General features: G+C 70.1%; 13 protein-coding genes. 7 read left to right on the forward strand and 6 right to left on the reverse strand.

Features of this window, described 5'->3' with window-relative positions; all coding sequences use genetic code 11:
- Window positions 1-5: 5 nt before the first annotated feature.
- Window positions 6-794, reverse strand: a complete 789-nt coding sequence (locus OG828_RS03780; RefSeq protein ID WP_328350128.1) for an enoyl-CoA hydratase/isomerase family protein — start codon at window positions 792-794, stop codon at window positions 6-8.
- Window positions 795-1,034: 240 nt separating this feature from the next.
- Between OG828_RS03780 and OG828_RS03785 the strand changes: the two genes are divergently transcribed.
- Window positions 1,035-1,898, forward strand: coding sequence for a 3-hydroxybutyryl-CoA dehydrogenase (locus OG828_RS03785; protein ID WP_328350130.1), 864 nt, complete (start codon window positions 1,035-1,037; stop codon window positions 1,896-1,898).
- A 135-nt stretch (window positions 1,899-2,033) separates the two neighbouring features.
- Here OG828_RS03785 and OG828_RS03790 read toward each other — a convergent pair whose 3' ends face one another.
- The 5 genes from OG828_RS03790 to OG828_RS03810 form a co-directional block, all read right to left on the reverse strand.
- Window positions 2,034-3,563 carry a GMC family oxidoreductase gene (locus OG828_RS03790; protein WP_328500080.1) on the reverse strand — a complete coding sequence of 510 codons (1,530 nt, stop codon included), beginning with the start codon at window positions 3,561-3,563 and terminating at the stop codon, window positions 2,034-2,036.
- Between the two features lie 87 nt (window positions 3,564-3,650).
- Entirely contained in the window at window positions 3,651-5,108 is a 1,458-nt protein-coding gene (locus tag OG828_RS03795; protein ID WP_328500081.1) for an aldehyde dehydrogenase, read from the reverse strand.
- A gap of 381 nt (window positions 5,109-5,489) precedes the next feature.
- Window positions 5,490-7,436 carry an oxidoreductase gene (locus OG828_RS03800; protein ID WP_328500082.1) on the reverse strand — a complete coding sequence of 649 codons (1,947 nt, stop codon included), beginning with the start codon at window positions 7,434-7,436 and terminating at the stop codon, window positions 5,490-5,492.
- A 64-nt stretch (window positions 7,437-7,500) separates the two neighbouring features.
- On the reverse strand, window positions 7,501-8,673 hold the full coding sequence (locus OG828_RS03805; RefSeq protein WP_328500083.1) for an acyl-CoA dehydrogenase family protein: 1,173 nt from the start codon (window positions 8,671-8,673) through the stop codon (window positions 7,501-7,503).
- 198 nt (window positions 8,674-8,871) lie between these two features.
- On the reverse strand, window positions 8,872-9,672 hold the full coding sequence (locus OG828_RS03810; protein ID WP_328500084.1) for an SDR family NAD(P)-dependent oxidoreductase: 801 nt from the start codon (window positions 9,670-9,672) through the stop codon (window positions 8,872-8,874).
- A 120-nt stretch (window positions 9,673-9,792) separates the two neighbouring features.
- On the opposite strand from OG828_RS03810, the gene OG828_RS03815 reads away from it, so the two are divergent.
- From OG828_RS03815 to OG828_RS03840, 6 genes are all read left to right on the forward strand, one after another.
- A complete protein-coding gene (locus OG828_RS03815; RefSeq protein WP_328500085.1) occupies window positions 9,793-10,833 on the forward strand; it encodes an NAD(P)-dependent alcohol dehydrogenase in 1,041 nt (346 codons plus the stop codon).
- Between the two features lie 56 nt (window positions 10,834-10,889).
- Window positions 10,890-11,645, forward strand: coding sequence for an SDR family oxidoreductase (locus tag OG828_RS03820; protein ID WP_328350142.1), 756 nt, complete (start codon window positions 10,890-10,892; stop codon window positions 11,643-11,645).
- On the forward strand, window positions 11,642-12,739 hold the full coding sequence (locus OG828_RS03825; RefSeq protein ID WP_328500086.1) for an NADP-dependent oxidoreductase: 1,098 nt from the start codon (window positions 11,642-11,644) through the stop codon (window positions 12,737-12,739). The genes OG828_RS03820 and OG828_RS03825 overlap by 4 nt, the downstream gene beginning before the upstream one ends.
- 287 nt (window positions 12,740-13,026) lie before the next feature.
- Complete coding sequence (locus OG828_RS03830; RefSeq protein WP_328500087.1) at window positions 13,027-14,091, forward strand: ABC transporter substrate-binding protein; 1,065 nt, start codon at window positions 13,027-13,029, stop codon at window positions 14,089-14,091.
- A 116-nt stretch (window positions 14,092-14,207) separates the two neighbouring features.
- Window positions 14,208-15,398, forward strand: coding sequence for an ABC transporter ATP-binding protein (locus OG828_RS03835; protein WP_328500088.1), 1,191 nt, complete (start codon window positions 14,208-14,210; stop codon window positions 15,396-15,398).
- A gap of 4 nt (window positions 15,399-15,402) precedes the next feature.
- Window positions 15,403-17,148, forward strand: a complete 1,746-nt coding sequence (locus OG828_RS03840; RefSeq protein ID WP_328350150.1) for an ABC transporter permease — start codon at window positions 15,403-15,405, stop codon at window positions 17,146-17,148.
- Window positions 17,149-17,167: the final 19 nt, after the last annotated feature.

Here is a 17,167-nt window from a genome sequence, read left to right on the forward strand (position 1 = left end):
CCGGATCAGCGCCCCGTCCACTTGGGTTCACGCTTCTCCAGGAACGCCGACACGCCTTCGTTCGCGTCCTCGGAGTTGAGCGCCACGCCCACGGCGAGGTGCTCCATCACCATCAGCGACTGGGTGTCGGCGTCCAGGCTGCGGTCGATCGTCATCTTCGTGAGCCACATGGTGAAGGGGCTCTTGTCGACGAGGTCGCCGATGAAGTCCTCGACCGTCGCATCCAGCTTGTCGGCCGGGGCGGACTTGTTGATGAGCCCGAACTCCGCGGCCTCGACCCCGGAGAGCAGCTTGCCGGTGAGCATCAGCTCCTTGGTCTTGCGGATGCCGATCATGCGCGGCACCCGGTAGATCGGGCCGGCTCCGCCGAACAGCGCACGGCGGATGTGGAAGTCGCCGATCTTGGCGTCATCCGCGGAGATGGCGAAGTCGCAGGAGATCATGATCTCGAAGCCGCCGGCGGTGACGTGGCCCTCCAGGACGGCGACCGAGGGGGTCTTCATCGAGTAGAGGCGGTCGCAGACCTTCGCGGACTTCACCGCGACGTCGATCGCGTTCGACTTGCCGACGTACTCCGCCTTCAGGCTGTCGAGGTCGAAGCCCGAGCAGAAGGTGCCGCCGCGGCCGCGGAACACCAGAACGCGCAGCTCGGGGTCCTCGTCGACCTCGGTGATGATCTCGTCGAGCCGCTCCAGGATCGGCACGGTGACGCAGTTCTTCTTCCACGGGCGGTTGAGCCAGACACGGGCGACGTGGCCGTCACGCTCGAACTGGATCTCGTCTTCCACTGCCATCTCTTCGCCTCCAGATTGAACTGAATTCACTACGAGTCTGGGAGGCGGAAGATATCCTGTCAACCCTCTGATCGAGACGGATTCATCAGGTGAAGGGATCCTGCGATCCAAGCAAGAGAGATCCCGTCATTGATCGAACCGAACCTGATTCAAACTCACTCTTGAGGAGCATACCTACTTCGGTTCAATATGACGGAGGGGTCCTCCCCCTCCCAACGACTGCACCCCGGAAGGACCTTCATGTCCGGCATCTCCCGTCTCGGCATCGTCGGCTGCGGCCTCATGGGCTCCGGCATCGCCGAGGTCGCCGCACTGCGCGGTCTCGATGTGACCGTCGCCGAATCGAGCCCCGAACTGGCCGCCGCCGGCCGCGACCGCGTCACCGCCTCCCTCGATCGCGGGCTGCGGCGCGGGAAGCTCACCGAGGCCGACCGCGACCAGGCCCTGGCCCGGCTCTCCTTCACCCACGACCTGGGCGACCTTGCCGACCGGCAGTTCGTCGTGGAGGCCGTCGCCGAGAACCGGGAGGTGAAGCTGGACGTCTTCCGTCAGCTGGACAAGGCGGTCACCGACCCGGAGGCCGTCCTCGCCACCAACACGTCCTCGATCCCCGTCGTCGATCTCGCCGTGGCCACCGGCCGGGCCTCCCATGTCGTGGGGCTGCACTTCTTCAATCCGGTACCGGTGCAGAAGCTGGTCGAGGTGATCCCCGCCCTCACCACCGGCGCCGACACCCTGGCCCGCGCCCGCGGCTTCGCCGCCGAACAGCTGGGCAGGACGGTCGTCCAGGCGCCGGACCGCTCGGGCTTCGTGGTCAACGCGCTGCTGGTGCCGTACCTGCTCTCCGCGATCCGCATGGTCGAGTCCGGAATGGCGCGCGTGGAGGACATCGACAGCGGCATGGAGCTCGGCTGCGCCCACCCGATGGGTCCGCTGCGGCTGCTCGATCTGATCGGCCTGGACACGGCGCAGGCCGTCGCCGAGTCGATGTACGAGGAGTACAAGGAACCGCTGTACGCCGCTCCCCCGCTCCTGCGCCGCATGGTCGCCGCGGGCCACCTGGGCCGTAAGAGCGGCCGGGGCTTCTACGTGTATGACGCGTAAACCCTCCGCACCCCGGTGAGGGCCGGGGACCGGCGTGCGTCGAGGCCGTCGTGACGGCCAGGCGCCCGCCGTCCCCCTGCCCGCAACCGCGCGTTCTGGTTCGGGAAGACCGGCAGGCACCTGTGCCGCGGTCGGTCAGGCGTTCCGGCGCAGTTCGTCCGCGCAGCGCTCGGCCATCATCAGCACGGTGGTGTTGGTCGGCGTGGCCGGGATGTCCGGCATGATCGAGGCGTCGACGACGTACAGCCCGTCGAGGCCGTGCACCTTGCCGCTCTGGTCGACCACGGCGTTCGGGGTGCCCTCGCCACCCATCGCGCAGGTGCCCACGGCGTGGCAGTAGGTGTTCTTGCCCTGCAGGACGGCGCGGGTCAGGTCGGCGTCCGTGGTCGCCTCGGGTCCGGGCCACTGCTCCGCGCGTACGTACTTCTCCAGTGGGCCGGAGCCCATGATCTCCCGCATCTGGCGGATGCCGGCCACCATGCGCCGCAGGTCGTCGGGGTGGTCCAGCAGGCCGAGCCGGATCGACGGGTCGGCATCAGGGTCGCGTGAGGTGATCTCCACCCTGCCCAGCGAGTACGGGCGGACCACAGCGAGGGGCACCAGCATCACCCCTGGCTCCATGGTGAACGGCAGTGCGTGCAGGTCGACTTCACCCTGGCTGCCTGCCCCTGCCGAGGAGAACGCCAGGGCGGTCTGCAAGGGGGGCATGAGTTCGCCGACCGTCGCCTCGTCCACGGCGTAGGTGAGGTACACCATGGGGTGGTCGCGGAGGTTCCTGCCGACGCCTTCGAGGCACTGGGTCGTGGGGATGGACAGCCTGTCGAGCAGCCGCCGCGGGCCGATGCCGGAGCGCATCAGGATCGCCGGGCTGCCGATGGCTCCGGCCGACAGGACGACCAGGTCGGCTTCGAGCGCGGTGCCGTCGGCGAGGATCACGGCGCGGGCCGTCCCGTCCTCGGTGAACTCCACGCGGTCGACGGTCTGTCCGCCGAGCACGGTCAGGTTGTCGCGTCCGCGGGCCGGTCCGAGGTAGGCGAGGGCCGAGCTCTGGCGGATGCCGTCCTTGCGGTTGAAGGGGACCGGGCCCGCGCCGCGCCGGCCGGCGCCGTTCATGTCCTGGTGAATGGTGTGGCCGGCCTGGGCGCAGGCCTCCAGGAAGGCGGACATGACCGGGCGCAGCCCGTTTCCCTCGGTGAAGCGTTCGATGTGTACGGGGCCTTCGGTGCCGTGCAGTTCCCCGCCGACCGGGTCGTCCTCCAGCTTCTTCAGATACGGAAGGACCTCGTCCCAGGACCAGCGGTCGTTGCCGAGTCCGGTCCAGCGGGCGAAGTCCTCGGGGGTGGGCCGCAGGGCGTTGGCACCGTTGACGGACGAGGAGCCGCCGATGACCTTGCCGCGCAGGACGGGCACGACGCCCTGCTCGACGATCCCGAACATCGGGATGCTGTCGCCCTCGACGACGTGATCGGCCGACTCGTAGCCCCAGTCATGGGTGGTGAACCCGAACTGGTCGGCGTCGAGCACCTCGGGTGCGGTCTCCTGCGCGGTGCGGTAGTCGGGACCCGCCTCGACCAGCGTGACAGTGTTCGCGGGATCCTCGCTCAGCCGTGCGGCCAGCACTCCACCGGCGGAACCTCCGCCACACACCACTATGCGACGCGCCATGGTTGCCTCTCTTCTCTTCTTTGAGACGAAGGGTTCGGAAGGAACGGGTTCGTGAAAGAGCGGGTTCGTGAGGGAGCAGGCGGTCTTTCAGCCGTTCAGGGGCGCGCCCGACAAGGCGATCGACTTGGGTTCGAGGTAGTCGTCGAGGCCTTCGGGGCCGTTCTCGCGGCCGATGCCCGACTTCTTGCTGCCGCCGAAGGGGGCGTTGATGTCGAGGGTGTAGCTGTTGATGCTGAACGTTCCGGTGCGTACGCGGCGGGCGATCCGGAGGGCGGCGTCCTCGTCCTGGGTCCAGACCGTTCCGGAGAGCCCGTACGGGGAGTCGTTGGCCAGCTCGACGGCATGGTCGGGACCGTCGTGCGGGATGGCGACGACGACCGGGCCGAAGATCTCCTCCTGTGCGATCCGCATGTCGTTCGTGACGTCGGTGAAGAGGGTGGGCTCGAGGTACCAGCCGGTCGTCAGGCCCTCGGGTCGGCCACCGCCGCAGGCGACGGTGGCGCCCTCCTTCCTGCCGAGGGCGATGTACTCCTCGACGCGCGCCCGGTGCGCCTCGGTGATCAGCGGTCCGATCACGGTCGCGGGGTCGGCCGGGTCACCGATGGGCAGGGTGCTCATGTGGCGGGCCAGGGCCTCGGTGAACTCCTCGTAGCGGGCGCGCGGCAGCAGGATGCGGGTCTGGGCGGTGCAGATCTCGCCCTGCATGAAGGCGGCGCCGCAGCCGACGAGAGCAGGGACGACGGTGTCGATGTCGGCGTCGTCAAGGACGATCGCCGCCGACTTGCCGCCGAGTTCCAGCGTCGTACGGCGGATGTCGCGGCCGCATACTTCGGCGATGCGGGCGCCGATCGCCGTACTGCCCGTGAAGCTGACCTTGTCCACACCGGGGTGGGCGACCAGGTACTCGCTCTCCGCGACATCGGCGGCGAACAGGCTGATGACGCCCTCGGGCACCTCCGATTCGGCGACGACATCGGCGAACACATGGCAGGCGAGCGGGTCCTGCACGGGCGCCTTGACGACGACCGTGCAGCCGGCCATGAGGGCGGCGGCGATCTTCTGGGCGGTCAGCGTGAGTGGGCCGTTCCAGGCGGGGATGGCCACGACGACGCCGACGGGCTCGCGCACGATGAGGGTGCGGGTCGGTCCGTTGACCCGCTCCTCCTCGAAGACGAACTCCTCGGCCAACGAGGCGTAGAAACGCAGGTAGTGGGAGGGAGCGACGGCGAAGTAGCCCTCGGCGAAGCCGCGCGGGCTGCCGGTCTCGGCCATCGCCAGCTCGGCCAGTTCCGCCGCCCGCGTGTCCAGGCGGTCGGCGAGGTCGCGCAGGGCCGCGGCGCGCCGGCTCACGGTCCAGCTCGGCCAGGGGCCGGCGTCGAAGGCCTGCCGGGCCGAGGCGACGGCGGCGTCGATGTCCTCTGTGGAGGCCAGCGGGACGTGGCCTATGACCTCCTCGGTGCTGGGTGAGACGACCTGCGCGACGCGGTCGGTGGAGGGGGCGGTGAGCCGTCCTCCGATGAGGATGCGGTCGTAGTGGTGTGCCATGAGGTGACTGCCTCTCTGCGGAAACACTGCGCGGAAGGTGCGGGGCGGAGGGTGCGGGGCGGAGGGTGCGGGGCAGGAGATGCAGGCTCGGTTTCCGGTCGCACGGCCGGCCGCAAGGCATCGCGCCGAGTGCACACGGTCGGAAGGGAGCGGAGGCCCGCCGGCCGGCCCCCGCGGTGCACGCCATCCGGTCTCCGGCGTCGTGAGGGCGTGGGCCGGCCCCCGGGCGGGGCGCCCCGGGTCGGCCCGGGGACGGATTCCTCACCCACGGCCGGACCGTCGCCCACGGTGCGCTGCGTCGCGGTGCCGGAGCCGGGCCCGGGCCAGGTCCTGCTACACCGGCCTCACCCGGCGGGGTGGCCGGCGCGTCGGGCCGGTTCGTCACAGCGGCCTCGCGGCGACGGCCTCCGCGGCCGCGCGCCCCTCCGCGACCGCGTGCGCGATACGGCGCGGCACGACGCAGTCGCCGACCGCGCGGACCGTCTGGTGGGGGCCCGGGGTGAAGTGAGGGCGGCGCGGGCGGCGTTCGCCGACGGTGACCAGGACATCGGCGGTGAGATGTGTCTCCTGACCGTCCAGGACATGGCGCAGGCGTACACCCTCGGTGGTTGTCGAGGTCACGGTGCTCATCGCGACGACGCGCAAGGGCGCGCCGGTGAGCCGGTTCATCAACTGGGTGCGGTTCTCCGGCGAAAGACCCGTCGCGAACCCGGTGCCGGGGGTGATGACGGTGACCTCCCGGGCACCGGCCGCCAGCGCGCTCTCGACGGCGCTGATGCCCTGCCACCAGCCGAAGCCGTCGTCGAGGACGACGACGGCTGCCGCGTCGGGGACGACATCCGCATACCGGTGCAGGAACTCCGTGCTTGTGAGGGTCGGCAGCTCGCCCGGCACGGCGACGGACGCTTCCTCGGCGCCGGTGGCGAGCACGACCTGGGAGTACGCCGCCAGATAGTCCTCACCCAGGGAGGTACCGAGCGACACGCGCACCCCGAGGTCGGTGAGCTGGTCGCGCTGGTAGTCGACGAACTTCTGCCAGCCGGAGCGGTGCGGGGCGAGGGAGGCGAGGCGGGCCTGTCCGCCCGTGTGCCCGGCCGTGTCGAAGACGATCACCTCGGCGCCGGACCGGGCGAGGGCCATCGCGCACTCCATGCCGGCGGGGCCCGCCCCCACAACGGCGACGGGGCGGTTCCGGCTGCCCGGCCGGGTGAGCAGCAGCGGTACGGCCGGGCGGGTGGCCACTCCCGGCGGGCCCAGCTCGGGGTTCACCGCGCACGACCCCGTGGGCTCGAAGGTCCGGCAGCCCTCGTTGCAGCCCGTGCAGGGGCGTACGGATCGCTCGTCGCCTGCGATCACTTTGCGGGCGAAGTCCGGGTCGGCGATGAACGGCCGGGCCATGCCGACCAGATCGGCCCCGGAGTCCAGCGCGCGCTCGATGTCGGCGACCGTCCGGAAGCTCTGGCTGACCAGGAGTGGCAGTGCGACGGCCGGGCGGAGCCGGGCCACGGAGTCCAGCAGCGGTGGGCGGGTGGTGGCCATGCCGGGGACGTATGTGTTGCGGACACCGGTGGTGACGTTGACGTACGCGAACGGCGAGGCGGCGCACAGACGCGGAAGCAGCTCGGTCAGGTCGTCCAGGCCGAGTCCTGAGTCCTCGCCGGGCTCCACCGACACCCGTACGCCGATGGGGAGTTCACCGATCTCGGTACGGATCGCGTCAATCACCTGGGCGAGCAGGGCGATCCGGTCGCCGTACTCGTCGTCGCGGGTGTTGTTGACCCGGGACAGGAACTGGGCGAGCAGATAGCCGTGGCCGGCATGCAGTTCCACGCCGTGAAAGCCGGCCTGCACGCTGTTCGCCGCCGAGATGCGGAAGGCGTCGACGACGCCGCGTACCTCTTCGGTGCTCAGCGGATGGGGCGCGGTCGCCTCGCGGGGCGAGCGGACGGCCGCGGCGGAGACCGGCGCGTAGTAGGTGCCGGCGCCCAGGGTCTCCCGGCCGAGGTGGACGAGCTGCGCGACGGCCACGGCTCCCCCGTCGGTGATGGCCTCGGCGCGGCGGCGCACGGCGTCCTTGATCTCGGGGCGCCACGCTTCGGTCAGATAGCGCTGCGGCAGAGTCGACTCGGAGGCCACGGCGGTACCTCCGGTGATCACCATCCCGGCGCCGCCCTGGGCCAGCCGTCTCCAGTAGGCCGCGTCGGTTTCGGTGGGGGCACCGTCGGCGACGGCTGCGGTGGCGTGGGCGGTGGCGACAAGACGGTTGCGGAGGGTGAGACCGCCGAGCGTGAAAGGCGCGGCGAGGGCGGGCGCGGTGCGTGACGTCATGCGGCTCTCTTCGTCTGCTCTGACTGCCTGTCGTCTGCTCTGACTGCCTGCTCTCTTTGCCTGTTCAGGCGGCGGACCGTGTGGAGAGACCGATGAGTTCGGCGAGTCGGGTCCGATGCCGGTCCGCGGTGCCGAACAGCACCTCGCTGCCGCGTGCGCGGCGTACGTACAGATGCGCCGGGTGCTCCCAGGTGAAGCCGATGCCGCCGTGCAGTTGGACGTACTCGGCCGTCGCCAGCCGGAAGGCCTCGGAGCAGACCACGGCGGCGGCGCTCGCTGCCACCGGCAGTTGCGGCGAGCCGACGGCGGCGCAGGCACTCGCGTACGCGGACGCCGAGCGCGCCGCCTCCAGCGCGACCAGTACATCGGCCAGCCGGTGCTTGACGGCCTGGAAGGAACCGATGGGGCGCCCGAACTGGTGGCGCTGTGCGGTGAATTCGACCGTGGCGTCCAGCGCGTGCCCGCTGCCGCCGACCTGTTCGGCCCCCAGCGCGGCCCGCCCGATGTCGAGGGTCGCCGAGACCGTGTCGCCGGTGACTTCCGCCGTGCCGACGGCATCGGCCGGTGCTCCTCGGAACTCCACCAGTGCCTGGCGGCGCGTCTCGTCCAGGACGCGGTGCGCGGTCCGCGAGCAGGTGTCCGGGGTCGGTTCGCACGCGAACAGCCGGGCGCCGGCGGGCGTTTGGGCCCGTACCAGGATGAGGTCCGCTCCGGCCCCGTCGAGCACGAAGTCCGCCTGACCGCGCAGCACCCAGCCGGAGCCACCCTGCTCGGCGGTGACGGCGGGGTCGCCGGGCTCGTCGGGCTCTCCGGACTCTCCGGCGTCGAATCCGGCCACGGTCGCGGTGAGCGTGCCGTCCGCGATCCGCGGCAGGTAGCGCTCGCATGCGTCCCGGTCGCCGCTGTGCAGCAGGGCGTGGGCGGCGAGGGCCACCGTGGGCAACAGGGGCGCGCAGTACAGGGCGCGCCCGGCTTCCTCCAGGGCCACGGCCAGTTCGGCGAACGTGAAGCCCGACCCGCCGTACTCCTCCGGCACGGCCAGTCCGTGGACACCGATCTCGCCGGCGAGTCGTGTCCAGAGCACTTCGTCGTATCCACGCGGGGTGGCCAGATGCTTGCGGACGTCCTCGGGACCGCTCGCCTCCGTGTAGAAGTCCCGCAGAACGGTGCGGAGTTGCCGCTGTTCGTCGGTTTCGGACAGCAGCTGGGGGTCGATCTCGGGGTGGCGAGGGCGCATGGGGTCTCCATCGTGCTCGTGTGCTGGAGAACGGCATCAAGACAGGAACTCTGAGCCAACACTATGAACTAAGAACTGAACTCAATTCATGAACATAGGCACCGCCGTCCGGACCGGGCAAGACCCGTGCACGTGTCGATTCGGGCCCCGTCGGTTTCCCGACAACGCGGGACGGACCGGAAACCGCTCAGACAGTGATCAGGCAGTGAACCGGCCGCCGTTGGCGAGCAGCACCGCGCCGACCAGGTTCGCCGCGGCATCACTGGCCAGGAAGAGTGCGATGTCGGCGATCTCCTCGGGTGTCGCGTACGGGCGCACCCGCGGGTCGGTGAATCCGGCACGCAGCGCCTCCGGGGTGCGCGCCGCCATCCCTGTCTCCGTCGGTCCCGGAGCCACCACGTTCACGCGGATCCCGGACGCGATGGCCTCCTTGGCCACGGCCTGACTCAGGGCGTGCACACCCGCCTTGGAGGCGGCGTAATGGGGGTAGCCGACCGGGGTGTCGAAGGCCGACGACGAGCCGATCACCACGATCGCTCCGGCCCCGAAGGGCCGCATGGCCCGCACGCCGGCGCGCAGCACATGGAAGGTACCGTCCAGGTTCACCCGCATGACGCGCCGCCAGGACGCGTCGTCGAGGGAATCGGTCACTTCGACCGGCCGCCCCTCGACCACCGCGTCCGCGATGCGCCGCTTGGCCTCGGGGTCGTCGACGCCGGCCGCGTGCACCAGGACGTCGAGCTGCCCGTACCAGCTAAGTACGTCCTGGACGGCGCCGTCGACGCCCGCCGCGTCCGCCACGTCGAGGGTGACCGGCCGCGCGACGGGCAGTTCCTTGGCGACGGCCGCGGCGCCGTCGCCGTTCACATCCGCCAGGACGACGGCCCGTGCCCCTTCCGCGGACAACTGCCGGGCAACCGCCGCGCCCATGCCGGAGCCGGCGCCCGTCACCATCGCGACCTTGCCCGCGAACCTGTCCGCCTGACCGACTCCGCGCATCAAACCGATCACTCCTTCACTGAACGCCGCACATGAACTTCACCGCACGCCGCATATTGAACCGACTTCACCTCTGTTACCGTGGCGGCCACGGGGCTGACAAGACGTGGGACGGTGAAGATGAGGGCACTGCGGCTGACCGCCTGGGGGAAACCTCCGACGCCGACCGAGGTCGAGCAACCTGTCCCCCACGGCACCGAGGTGCTGGTGCGGGTGGATGCCGCCGGACTCTGCCACTCCGATCTGCACGTCGTCGACGCGGCTCCGGGAGCGCTCCCCTACCGGCTTCCGTTCACCCTCGGCCATGAGGTCGCCGGGTGGGCCGCGGCCCTCGGGCCCGACGCCGACGGGGTGGCGGTCGGTGAACGGGTGGCGCTGTACGGACCGTGGGGCTGCGGCGCCTGCGACCGTTGCGCCACGGGCCGGGACAACTACTGCGACCGGCGTGACACCCTCGCCTGGCACGGGGTGGGACTGGGCCGGGACGGCGGCATGGCCGAGTACGTGCTCGTTCCGTCCGCCCGCCATCTGGTGCCGATCGGCGACCTGCCGGCCGATCAGGCGGCGCCGCTCACCGACGCGGGCCTGACGTCGTACCACGCCGTGGCCGGCCTCCGGCCCGCACTCGAGGAGGGCACCACCACCGCCGTCATCGGTATCGGCGGGCTCGGCCACCTGGCCGTACAGATCCTCCGCGCGACCACCGCGACCCGCGTGCTGGCGGTCGACACCCGGGAGGATGCGCTCGCTCTCGCGGACCGCTCGGGCGCGGACTTCGGCACGCTGGTACGGCCGGACACCGGGCGTGTTCTGAAGGCGCGGACCGGTGGCACGGGAGTGGACGCCGTGCTCGACTTCGTCGGCACCGCGCAGACGCTGGAACTCGCGACCGGCATCCTGCGCGCGGGTGGTGAAGTGGCCGTCGTGGGCAGCGGAGGCGGTCACCTCACCGTCTCCAAACCCGGCGTTCTCCCGCCGGGGTTCAGGCTCTCACTGCCCTTCTGGGGCACCCGCCCCGAACTCGCCGAGGTCGTGGCGCTGGCACGTTCGGGGGCGATCCACGTCGAGACGGAGCGGTTCCCGCTGGCCGCCGCACCGGAGGCGATCGACCGGCTCCGTCAGGGCCGGATGCGAGGGCGGGCCGTGCTCGTCCCCGACTGACCGGCCATGGCAACGCCTGCAAACGCCTGCAAACGCCTGCAGAAGGGAAGCTCGGGATGCGCTTCGACGGAAAAGTCGCGATCGTCACCGGTGGTGCTCGGGGCATGGGTGTCTCACATGTACGCGGGCTGGCCGCGGAAGGCGCCCGGGTCGCCGTCTGCGACGTGCTGGACGACGAGGGAAAGGCCCTGGCCGAGGAACTTCCCCACGCTCAGTACTGCCACCTCGATGTCACCAGCGAAGAGGACTGGCAGTCCGTCGTCCGCACCGTCGAGGACTCCTTGGGCCCCGTGGACGTCCTGGTCAACAACGCGGGGATCATTCACTTCGGTGGCGTGGAAGAGCAGTCGCCCGCACACTTCCGCCGGATTCTCGACGTCAACGTGGTGGGCACCTTCCTCGGCATGCACACCGTGCTCCCCGGCATGCGCGGCCGCGGTCGTGGAGCCGTCGTCAACATCTCCTCGGCCGCCGGCCTCATGGGGTTCGCGGACGGCATCGGTTATGTGGCAAGCAAGTGGGGCATCCGGGGAATGACCAAGGCCGCCGCGCTGGACATGGCGGGCACCGGGGTGCGCATCAACTCCGTACATCCGGGAGTCATCCGTACGCCCATGGGCGAGGGCGCCGCTCCCGAGCTGTTCGCCCAGCAGCCGGTACCGCGCATCGGTGAACCCGAGGAGGTCACCCGCATGGTGCTCTTCCTCGCGAGCGACGAGGCCTCCTACACAACGGGGGGCGAGTTCCTGGTCGACGGCGGCCAGACCATCGGTCACGCCGGTCACGCGCACACGACAGCGGAACGCGGGTGAGGCCCAGAGCCGGGTCCGGCCACACGTCCCGGCGAGGCGCGACGAGGATCGGCCGCGAGGTCCGGCCGATCGCCTACCCACGCGGGGAGGTCCGCGCGTCGGACTTCCGCGTCGTCGAAGTCGAGGTGCGGCAGCCGCGGCCGGGCGAGGTACTGGTGCGGAACACGTGGACCTCCGTCGACGCCGCTCTCCGGCTGCGGCTCAGGGAGACGGCGCCGGCGGGATACTTCCCGGCCTTCCCTCTCGAAGGACCGATGGACGGGATCATGACCGTCGGCGAGGTCGTCGAGTCCCGCGCCGACGGGTTCGCCCCCGGCGACACGGTCTGGCACGCAGCGGGCTGGCGCGACTACGCGGTCGTCGAGGCGGAGAAGCAGGCACTCGGCGGTGTCGGCACGCTCACGAAACTCGATGTACACGCCGCGCCTCCACAGACCTACCTCGGTGCGCTCGGCGCCAATGGACTCACCGCGTACGCCGGCCTCCTCCACGCCGCGAGCCTGCACGAGGGCGACGTCGTGTGGGTCTCCGCCGCGGCCGGCGCCGTCGGCAGCCTCGCCGCGCAGATGGCGAAGATCCGCGGGCATCGTGTCATCGGCAGCGCCGGTTCCGACGAGAAGGTGCGCTACCTCCTGGAGGAGCTCGGCCTGGACGCCGCGTTCAACTACAGGCGCGGAACGCTCCCCGACCTCCTGCGCCAGGCGGCTCCGGACGGCATAGACGTGTACTTCGACAACGTCGGCGGCGACCATCTCGAGACCGCCCTCGGAGCACTGCGGAGGTCCGGCCGCGTCGCGATCTGCGGCATGGTCTCGGAGTACGCGGCTGAGGAGTCGCCACACGGGCCCGCGAACCTCATGTTGGCGGTGACCAAGGGCCTGACGATTCGCGGCTTCCGAGGCAGCGACCACACCCGCTTACTGCCCGAGATGCAACGGCACATGGGCGCGTGGGTCCGCGAGGGCCGCATCCGCTGCCGCGAAACGATCATCGACGGGCTGCGGCAGGCGCCGGTGGCGCTGGCGGGACTGCTGCGGGGCGACAACACCGGTAAGACACTGGTGCGGATCGAGGGCACCTCGCGCCTCAACTGAATTGAAATAAGTACAACAGACGCCACGGGGCGGTGGCCCGGCCGTACGCCGGGCCACCGCCCCGCACTCTGCAGACAGACTGGCCACCGAGGGGCGACCGGCATGGAACACACCCCCGAGCCACCCTTGAACCACCCTTTCGTCGCATGGCTGCGCATTCTATTGCCTAACCTAGTTCAGTTTGGTAATTTCACGAAATCTTGGCGATCCGGTCACCGTCCAGCGCAAAGTTCTCTCGCTTGTGCGCCGGTTCGGCCGGGAGCCGGTTTCACATAAGGGAGCCGAGAATGAGATCAGATCCGCAACGGCGCGGGGCTTTGCTCATCCTGCTGTCGATCACCACACTGCTGGCCGCCGGGTGCGGCGGCGGCAACGACAACAACGCCGAGTCCAAGGTCGTGCCCGCGTCGGCGGGCATGGACGCACTGGTCGCAGCGGCGAAGAAAGAAGGACAGATCACTGTCTACTCGGCCCAGGATCTGACCGCCCTCAACAACCTCGCAAAGGCCTTCGAGGCCAAGTACCCGGGGATCGACGTCAAGACCGTCCGGGGCGTCGACGGTGACCTCGGCGTGAAGGTCGAGACGGAGTTCAACACCGGCAAGGGCATCGCCGACATGTATGTCAGCGCGAGTCTGTCGTGGGTGAAGCCGCAGGCCGAGGCCAAGCGGTTCCTGGCGCCGACCGGTCCCGAACTGACCGGCAAGGGCGACTATGACGCCAAGCAGTACGTCCACGACGGCAACTACTTCGAGACCAACTCCGCGGTGCTCACGTTCGGCTGGAACTCCAAGCTCTACTCCAAGGGGCTGACCGACTACCCGGACCTGCTCGACCCCTCGCTCGCAGGCGGAAAGATCGGCGTCATCGAGCCGACCGCCCCCTCGATCGTCGACTTCTACCTGTGGCTGGAGGAGACGTACGGCGCCGACTTCGTGGAGAAGCTGGCCGCCCAGAAACCGCGCATCTACCCCAGCTCTCTGCCCATGGGTGAGGCCCTGCAGTCCGGCGAGATCGCCGCCGGCAGCTTCATAGCGCCGATCGCGCTGGAGCCCGCGAAGAAGAAGGGTGCGCCGGTCGACTACCGCATGCCGCCGGACGGCGCGTGGGGTGCCCGGTACTACGGCATGGTGCTGGAGAGCGCCCCGCACCCCAACGCCGGCCAGTTGTTCGCCGACTTCATGGTGACCGCCAAGGGGCAGGAGCTGATCACGCCGTCCGCGGGCTCGGTGCTGCCCAAGGTCCCCGGCACAGTGATCACCAACGACAAGGTACGCGTGCAGGATCCGGCCAAGCTCACACCCGACGCCGTGGCCGCGTACCAGAAGAAGTGGAAGTCCCTGTTCCAGTAGTTCCGGCAGGGGCGACGGACCGCTTCAGCCAGGAACGATGCCCAGCAGCGTGGGCACCCGCGGCGACGGGTGCCCACTCACCTGATCCTTGAACACTTGGAAATAAGGAGTCCCCCGTGTCCCACGTGCGCATCGAGGGTCTGACGAAAAGGTTCGCCGGCAAGCCGCCGGCGATCGCCGTGGACGACTTGTCGCTGGAGATCGAGCCGGGCGAGTTCATCGTTCTGCTCGGCCCGAGCGGCTGCGGGAAGACCACGACTCTGCGCTGTCTGGCCGGTCTGGAGACGCCCGACGAGGGACGCATCTCCCTGGGCGACCAGACGGTGCTGGATGTACGCGGGAAGGTCAACCTCCCTCCCAACAAGCGCCGGATCGGGATGGTGTTCCAGTCGTACGCCCTGTGGCCGCACATGACAGTGCGCCGCAACATCGGATATCCCCTGAGAACCCGGCGGGTGCCCCGTGAGCAGGCGCGTACACGGATCGAGGAGGCGGCGGAGCTGGTCGAATGCTCCGCCCTGCTCGACCGATATCCGGCGCAGCTCAGCGGCGGCCAGCAGCAGCGGGTCGCCCTGGCCCGCGGCCTGGCCGCCCAACCCGACCTGGTGCTCTTCGACGAACCGCTGAGCAACCTCGACGCCCGGCTGCGCGACCAGGTGCGTGCCCAACTGCACGAGCTGCACGCCCGGCTGGGCTTCACCGCCGTGTTCGTCACCCACGACCAGAGCGAGGCGCTGGCGCTCGGCGACCGCCTGGCGATCATGAAGGCGGGGCGGATCGAGCAACTCGACACGCCGGAGCGGGTCTTCGAGGAACCGGCCACCGAATACGTCGCCGGGTTCATCGGCATGTCGAACCGGCTTCCGCTCCGGCGTCAGGGCGGGGAATGGGTACTCGCCGGCGACCCGGGCGCCGATGCCTCATCAGGCGCCGCAAGCCAGGCGGACGCAGCGAGCCAGGCGGTGGCCGACGAGCTGCCGGTGCCCCGCTCACTCAACGAGGTCGCCGCCCGGCTGCGCCCCGACGACCTTCAGCTCTGTCCGGCCGACGAGAAACCGCCGGCCCACAGCGTCGGCCTCCCGGCGGAGGTCGTCGACGCGCAGTTCGGCGGGCGTCACATGGACGTGGTCGTCACCATCGCGGGCAGCCGTCTGCACGCGCGGGCACCGCTGACCGGCAAGCCATGGGCGCGGAGCCTGTCGCGCGGGCAGCGTGTGACCGCGTGGTTCGCCAAGGACGCGGCCATCTACTACGACGCCGACGGGGTACGGACAGCCGTGCACGCCCCCGCCGCAGTGGGAGCGTGACGTCGTGGCCGCACCCGCCGTACCCGCGCCCTCTCCCTCCCCCACGACGACACCGCCGCACCCGGCCCCACCACGGCCGACGGCGCTCAACCGTGCGCGGCGCCATCTGCCGCGGCTCGGCGCGCTCGCCTTCCTGGCCGCCATCGGCTACCTGGTGATCGCTCCCCTTGTTGGCCTGCAACGGCTGGCCTTCGAGGACGACGCCCGTGGCTACAGCACCGCCTTCGACAACCCGGACATGGCCGAGACGCTGCGCACGACGGCCGGTATGGCGCTGGGTTCGCTGGCCATCGCACTCGTCCTCGGCACGTTCCTGGCCTGGGCGGCGACCCGCCTGCCACCCCGCCTGCGGCTGCTGCGTGTCCTGCCCGTCCTGCCTATCGTGGTCCCGGCCGTGGCCGCGGTGACCGGCTGGGCGTTCCTGTTCTCGCCACGCCCCGGCTACCTCAACGCGGCACTGCGCAACCTGCCCTGGTGGGACCATCTCGACGAGGGCCCCGTCGACATCTACACGCTGCCGTGGATCGTCCTCATCACCGGCTTCGGCCTGACCGCCTTCGTCTATCTCTTCGTCAGCGCGGGCTTCGGCAACATCAATTCGGAGCTGATCGAGGCGGCACAGATGAGCGGATCGTCGCCGGCAGGTGTGTTCTTCCGGGTGACGCTGCCGCTGCTGCGCCCGGTCCTGGTGTACGGCGGGTTCGTGGCCCTGCTGCTTGGACTCGGCCAGTTCACGGGCCCGCTGCTGCTCGGCAGGAACAACGGCATCAACGTACTCACCACCGACATGTACGTCGCCGTGTCGCAGAGCCCGGTCGACTACGGCAGGGCGGCCGCGATCGGCTCACCGCTGCTGCTCTTCGGCATCGCCGTCGTCCTCTTCCAGAAGGTGATCCTCGGCGATCACAGCCGCTTCGTCACGCACGGCGGCAAGGCGTTCCGGTCCGGCGGGCGGCCGTCGTGGGTGGCGGTCACCGGCATCGTCCTCTACGGTCTGGTCGCGCTCGCGCTGCCGCTGGGCGCGCTCACGGTGGTGTCGCTCTCCGCCTTCTGGAGCGGGAAGATCGAACCGAGCGGCTTCACGCTCGACAACTTCCGGCGCGTGTTCCAGGAGTCGGGGATCACGGACGCGATCGTCAACAGCCTCGTCACCTCGGTCATCTCCGTCGCCATCGCGCTCCCGCTCGGCTTCGTCGCCGCCTCGCTGCTGCTCAAGGGGCGCCGGTTCCGCATCATCCGGGCCGCGGTCGACTTCATCGTGGCGATGCCCCTCGGGATTCCCGCGGTGGTCTTCGGCGCCGGCTTCCTGCTGACGTACAGTCGCGAGCCGTTCATTCTCTACGGCACCCGCACAGTGATCGTCCTCGTCTACGTGACGCTGATGCTGCCCTTCGCCACCCGCATGCAGCTGTCCGGAATGGTGGCGCTCGGCGATACGTACCTGGAGGCTTCACGTACCAGCGGGGCGGGCGCACTGCGGACCAACACCGAGATCGTGCTGCCGCTGCTGCGCCCCACTCTCGCGGGTGCCGGAGCGTTGATGTTCGTGCTGCTCACCCACGAGTTCACCGCCTCGCTGCTGGTACGGGCGCCCACGACCCAGGTCATGGGGACCATCCTGTTCGACTACTGGTCCAACGGCTCGTACCCGCTGGTCGCGGCAATCGCCCTGGTCATGACGCTGGTGACGTCGGCAGGTGTCTTCGTGGCCATGTCCGTCGCCGGCTCCGACATCTTCGAGAAGCTCTGAGAGGGACGGGGCAGGCCGG

The organism is Streptomyces sp. NBC_00457 (assembly GCF_036014015.1).
In the GTDB taxonomy this organism is placed as follows: domain Bacteria; phylum Actinomycetota; class Actinomycetes; order Streptomycetales; family Streptomycetaceae; genus Streptomyces.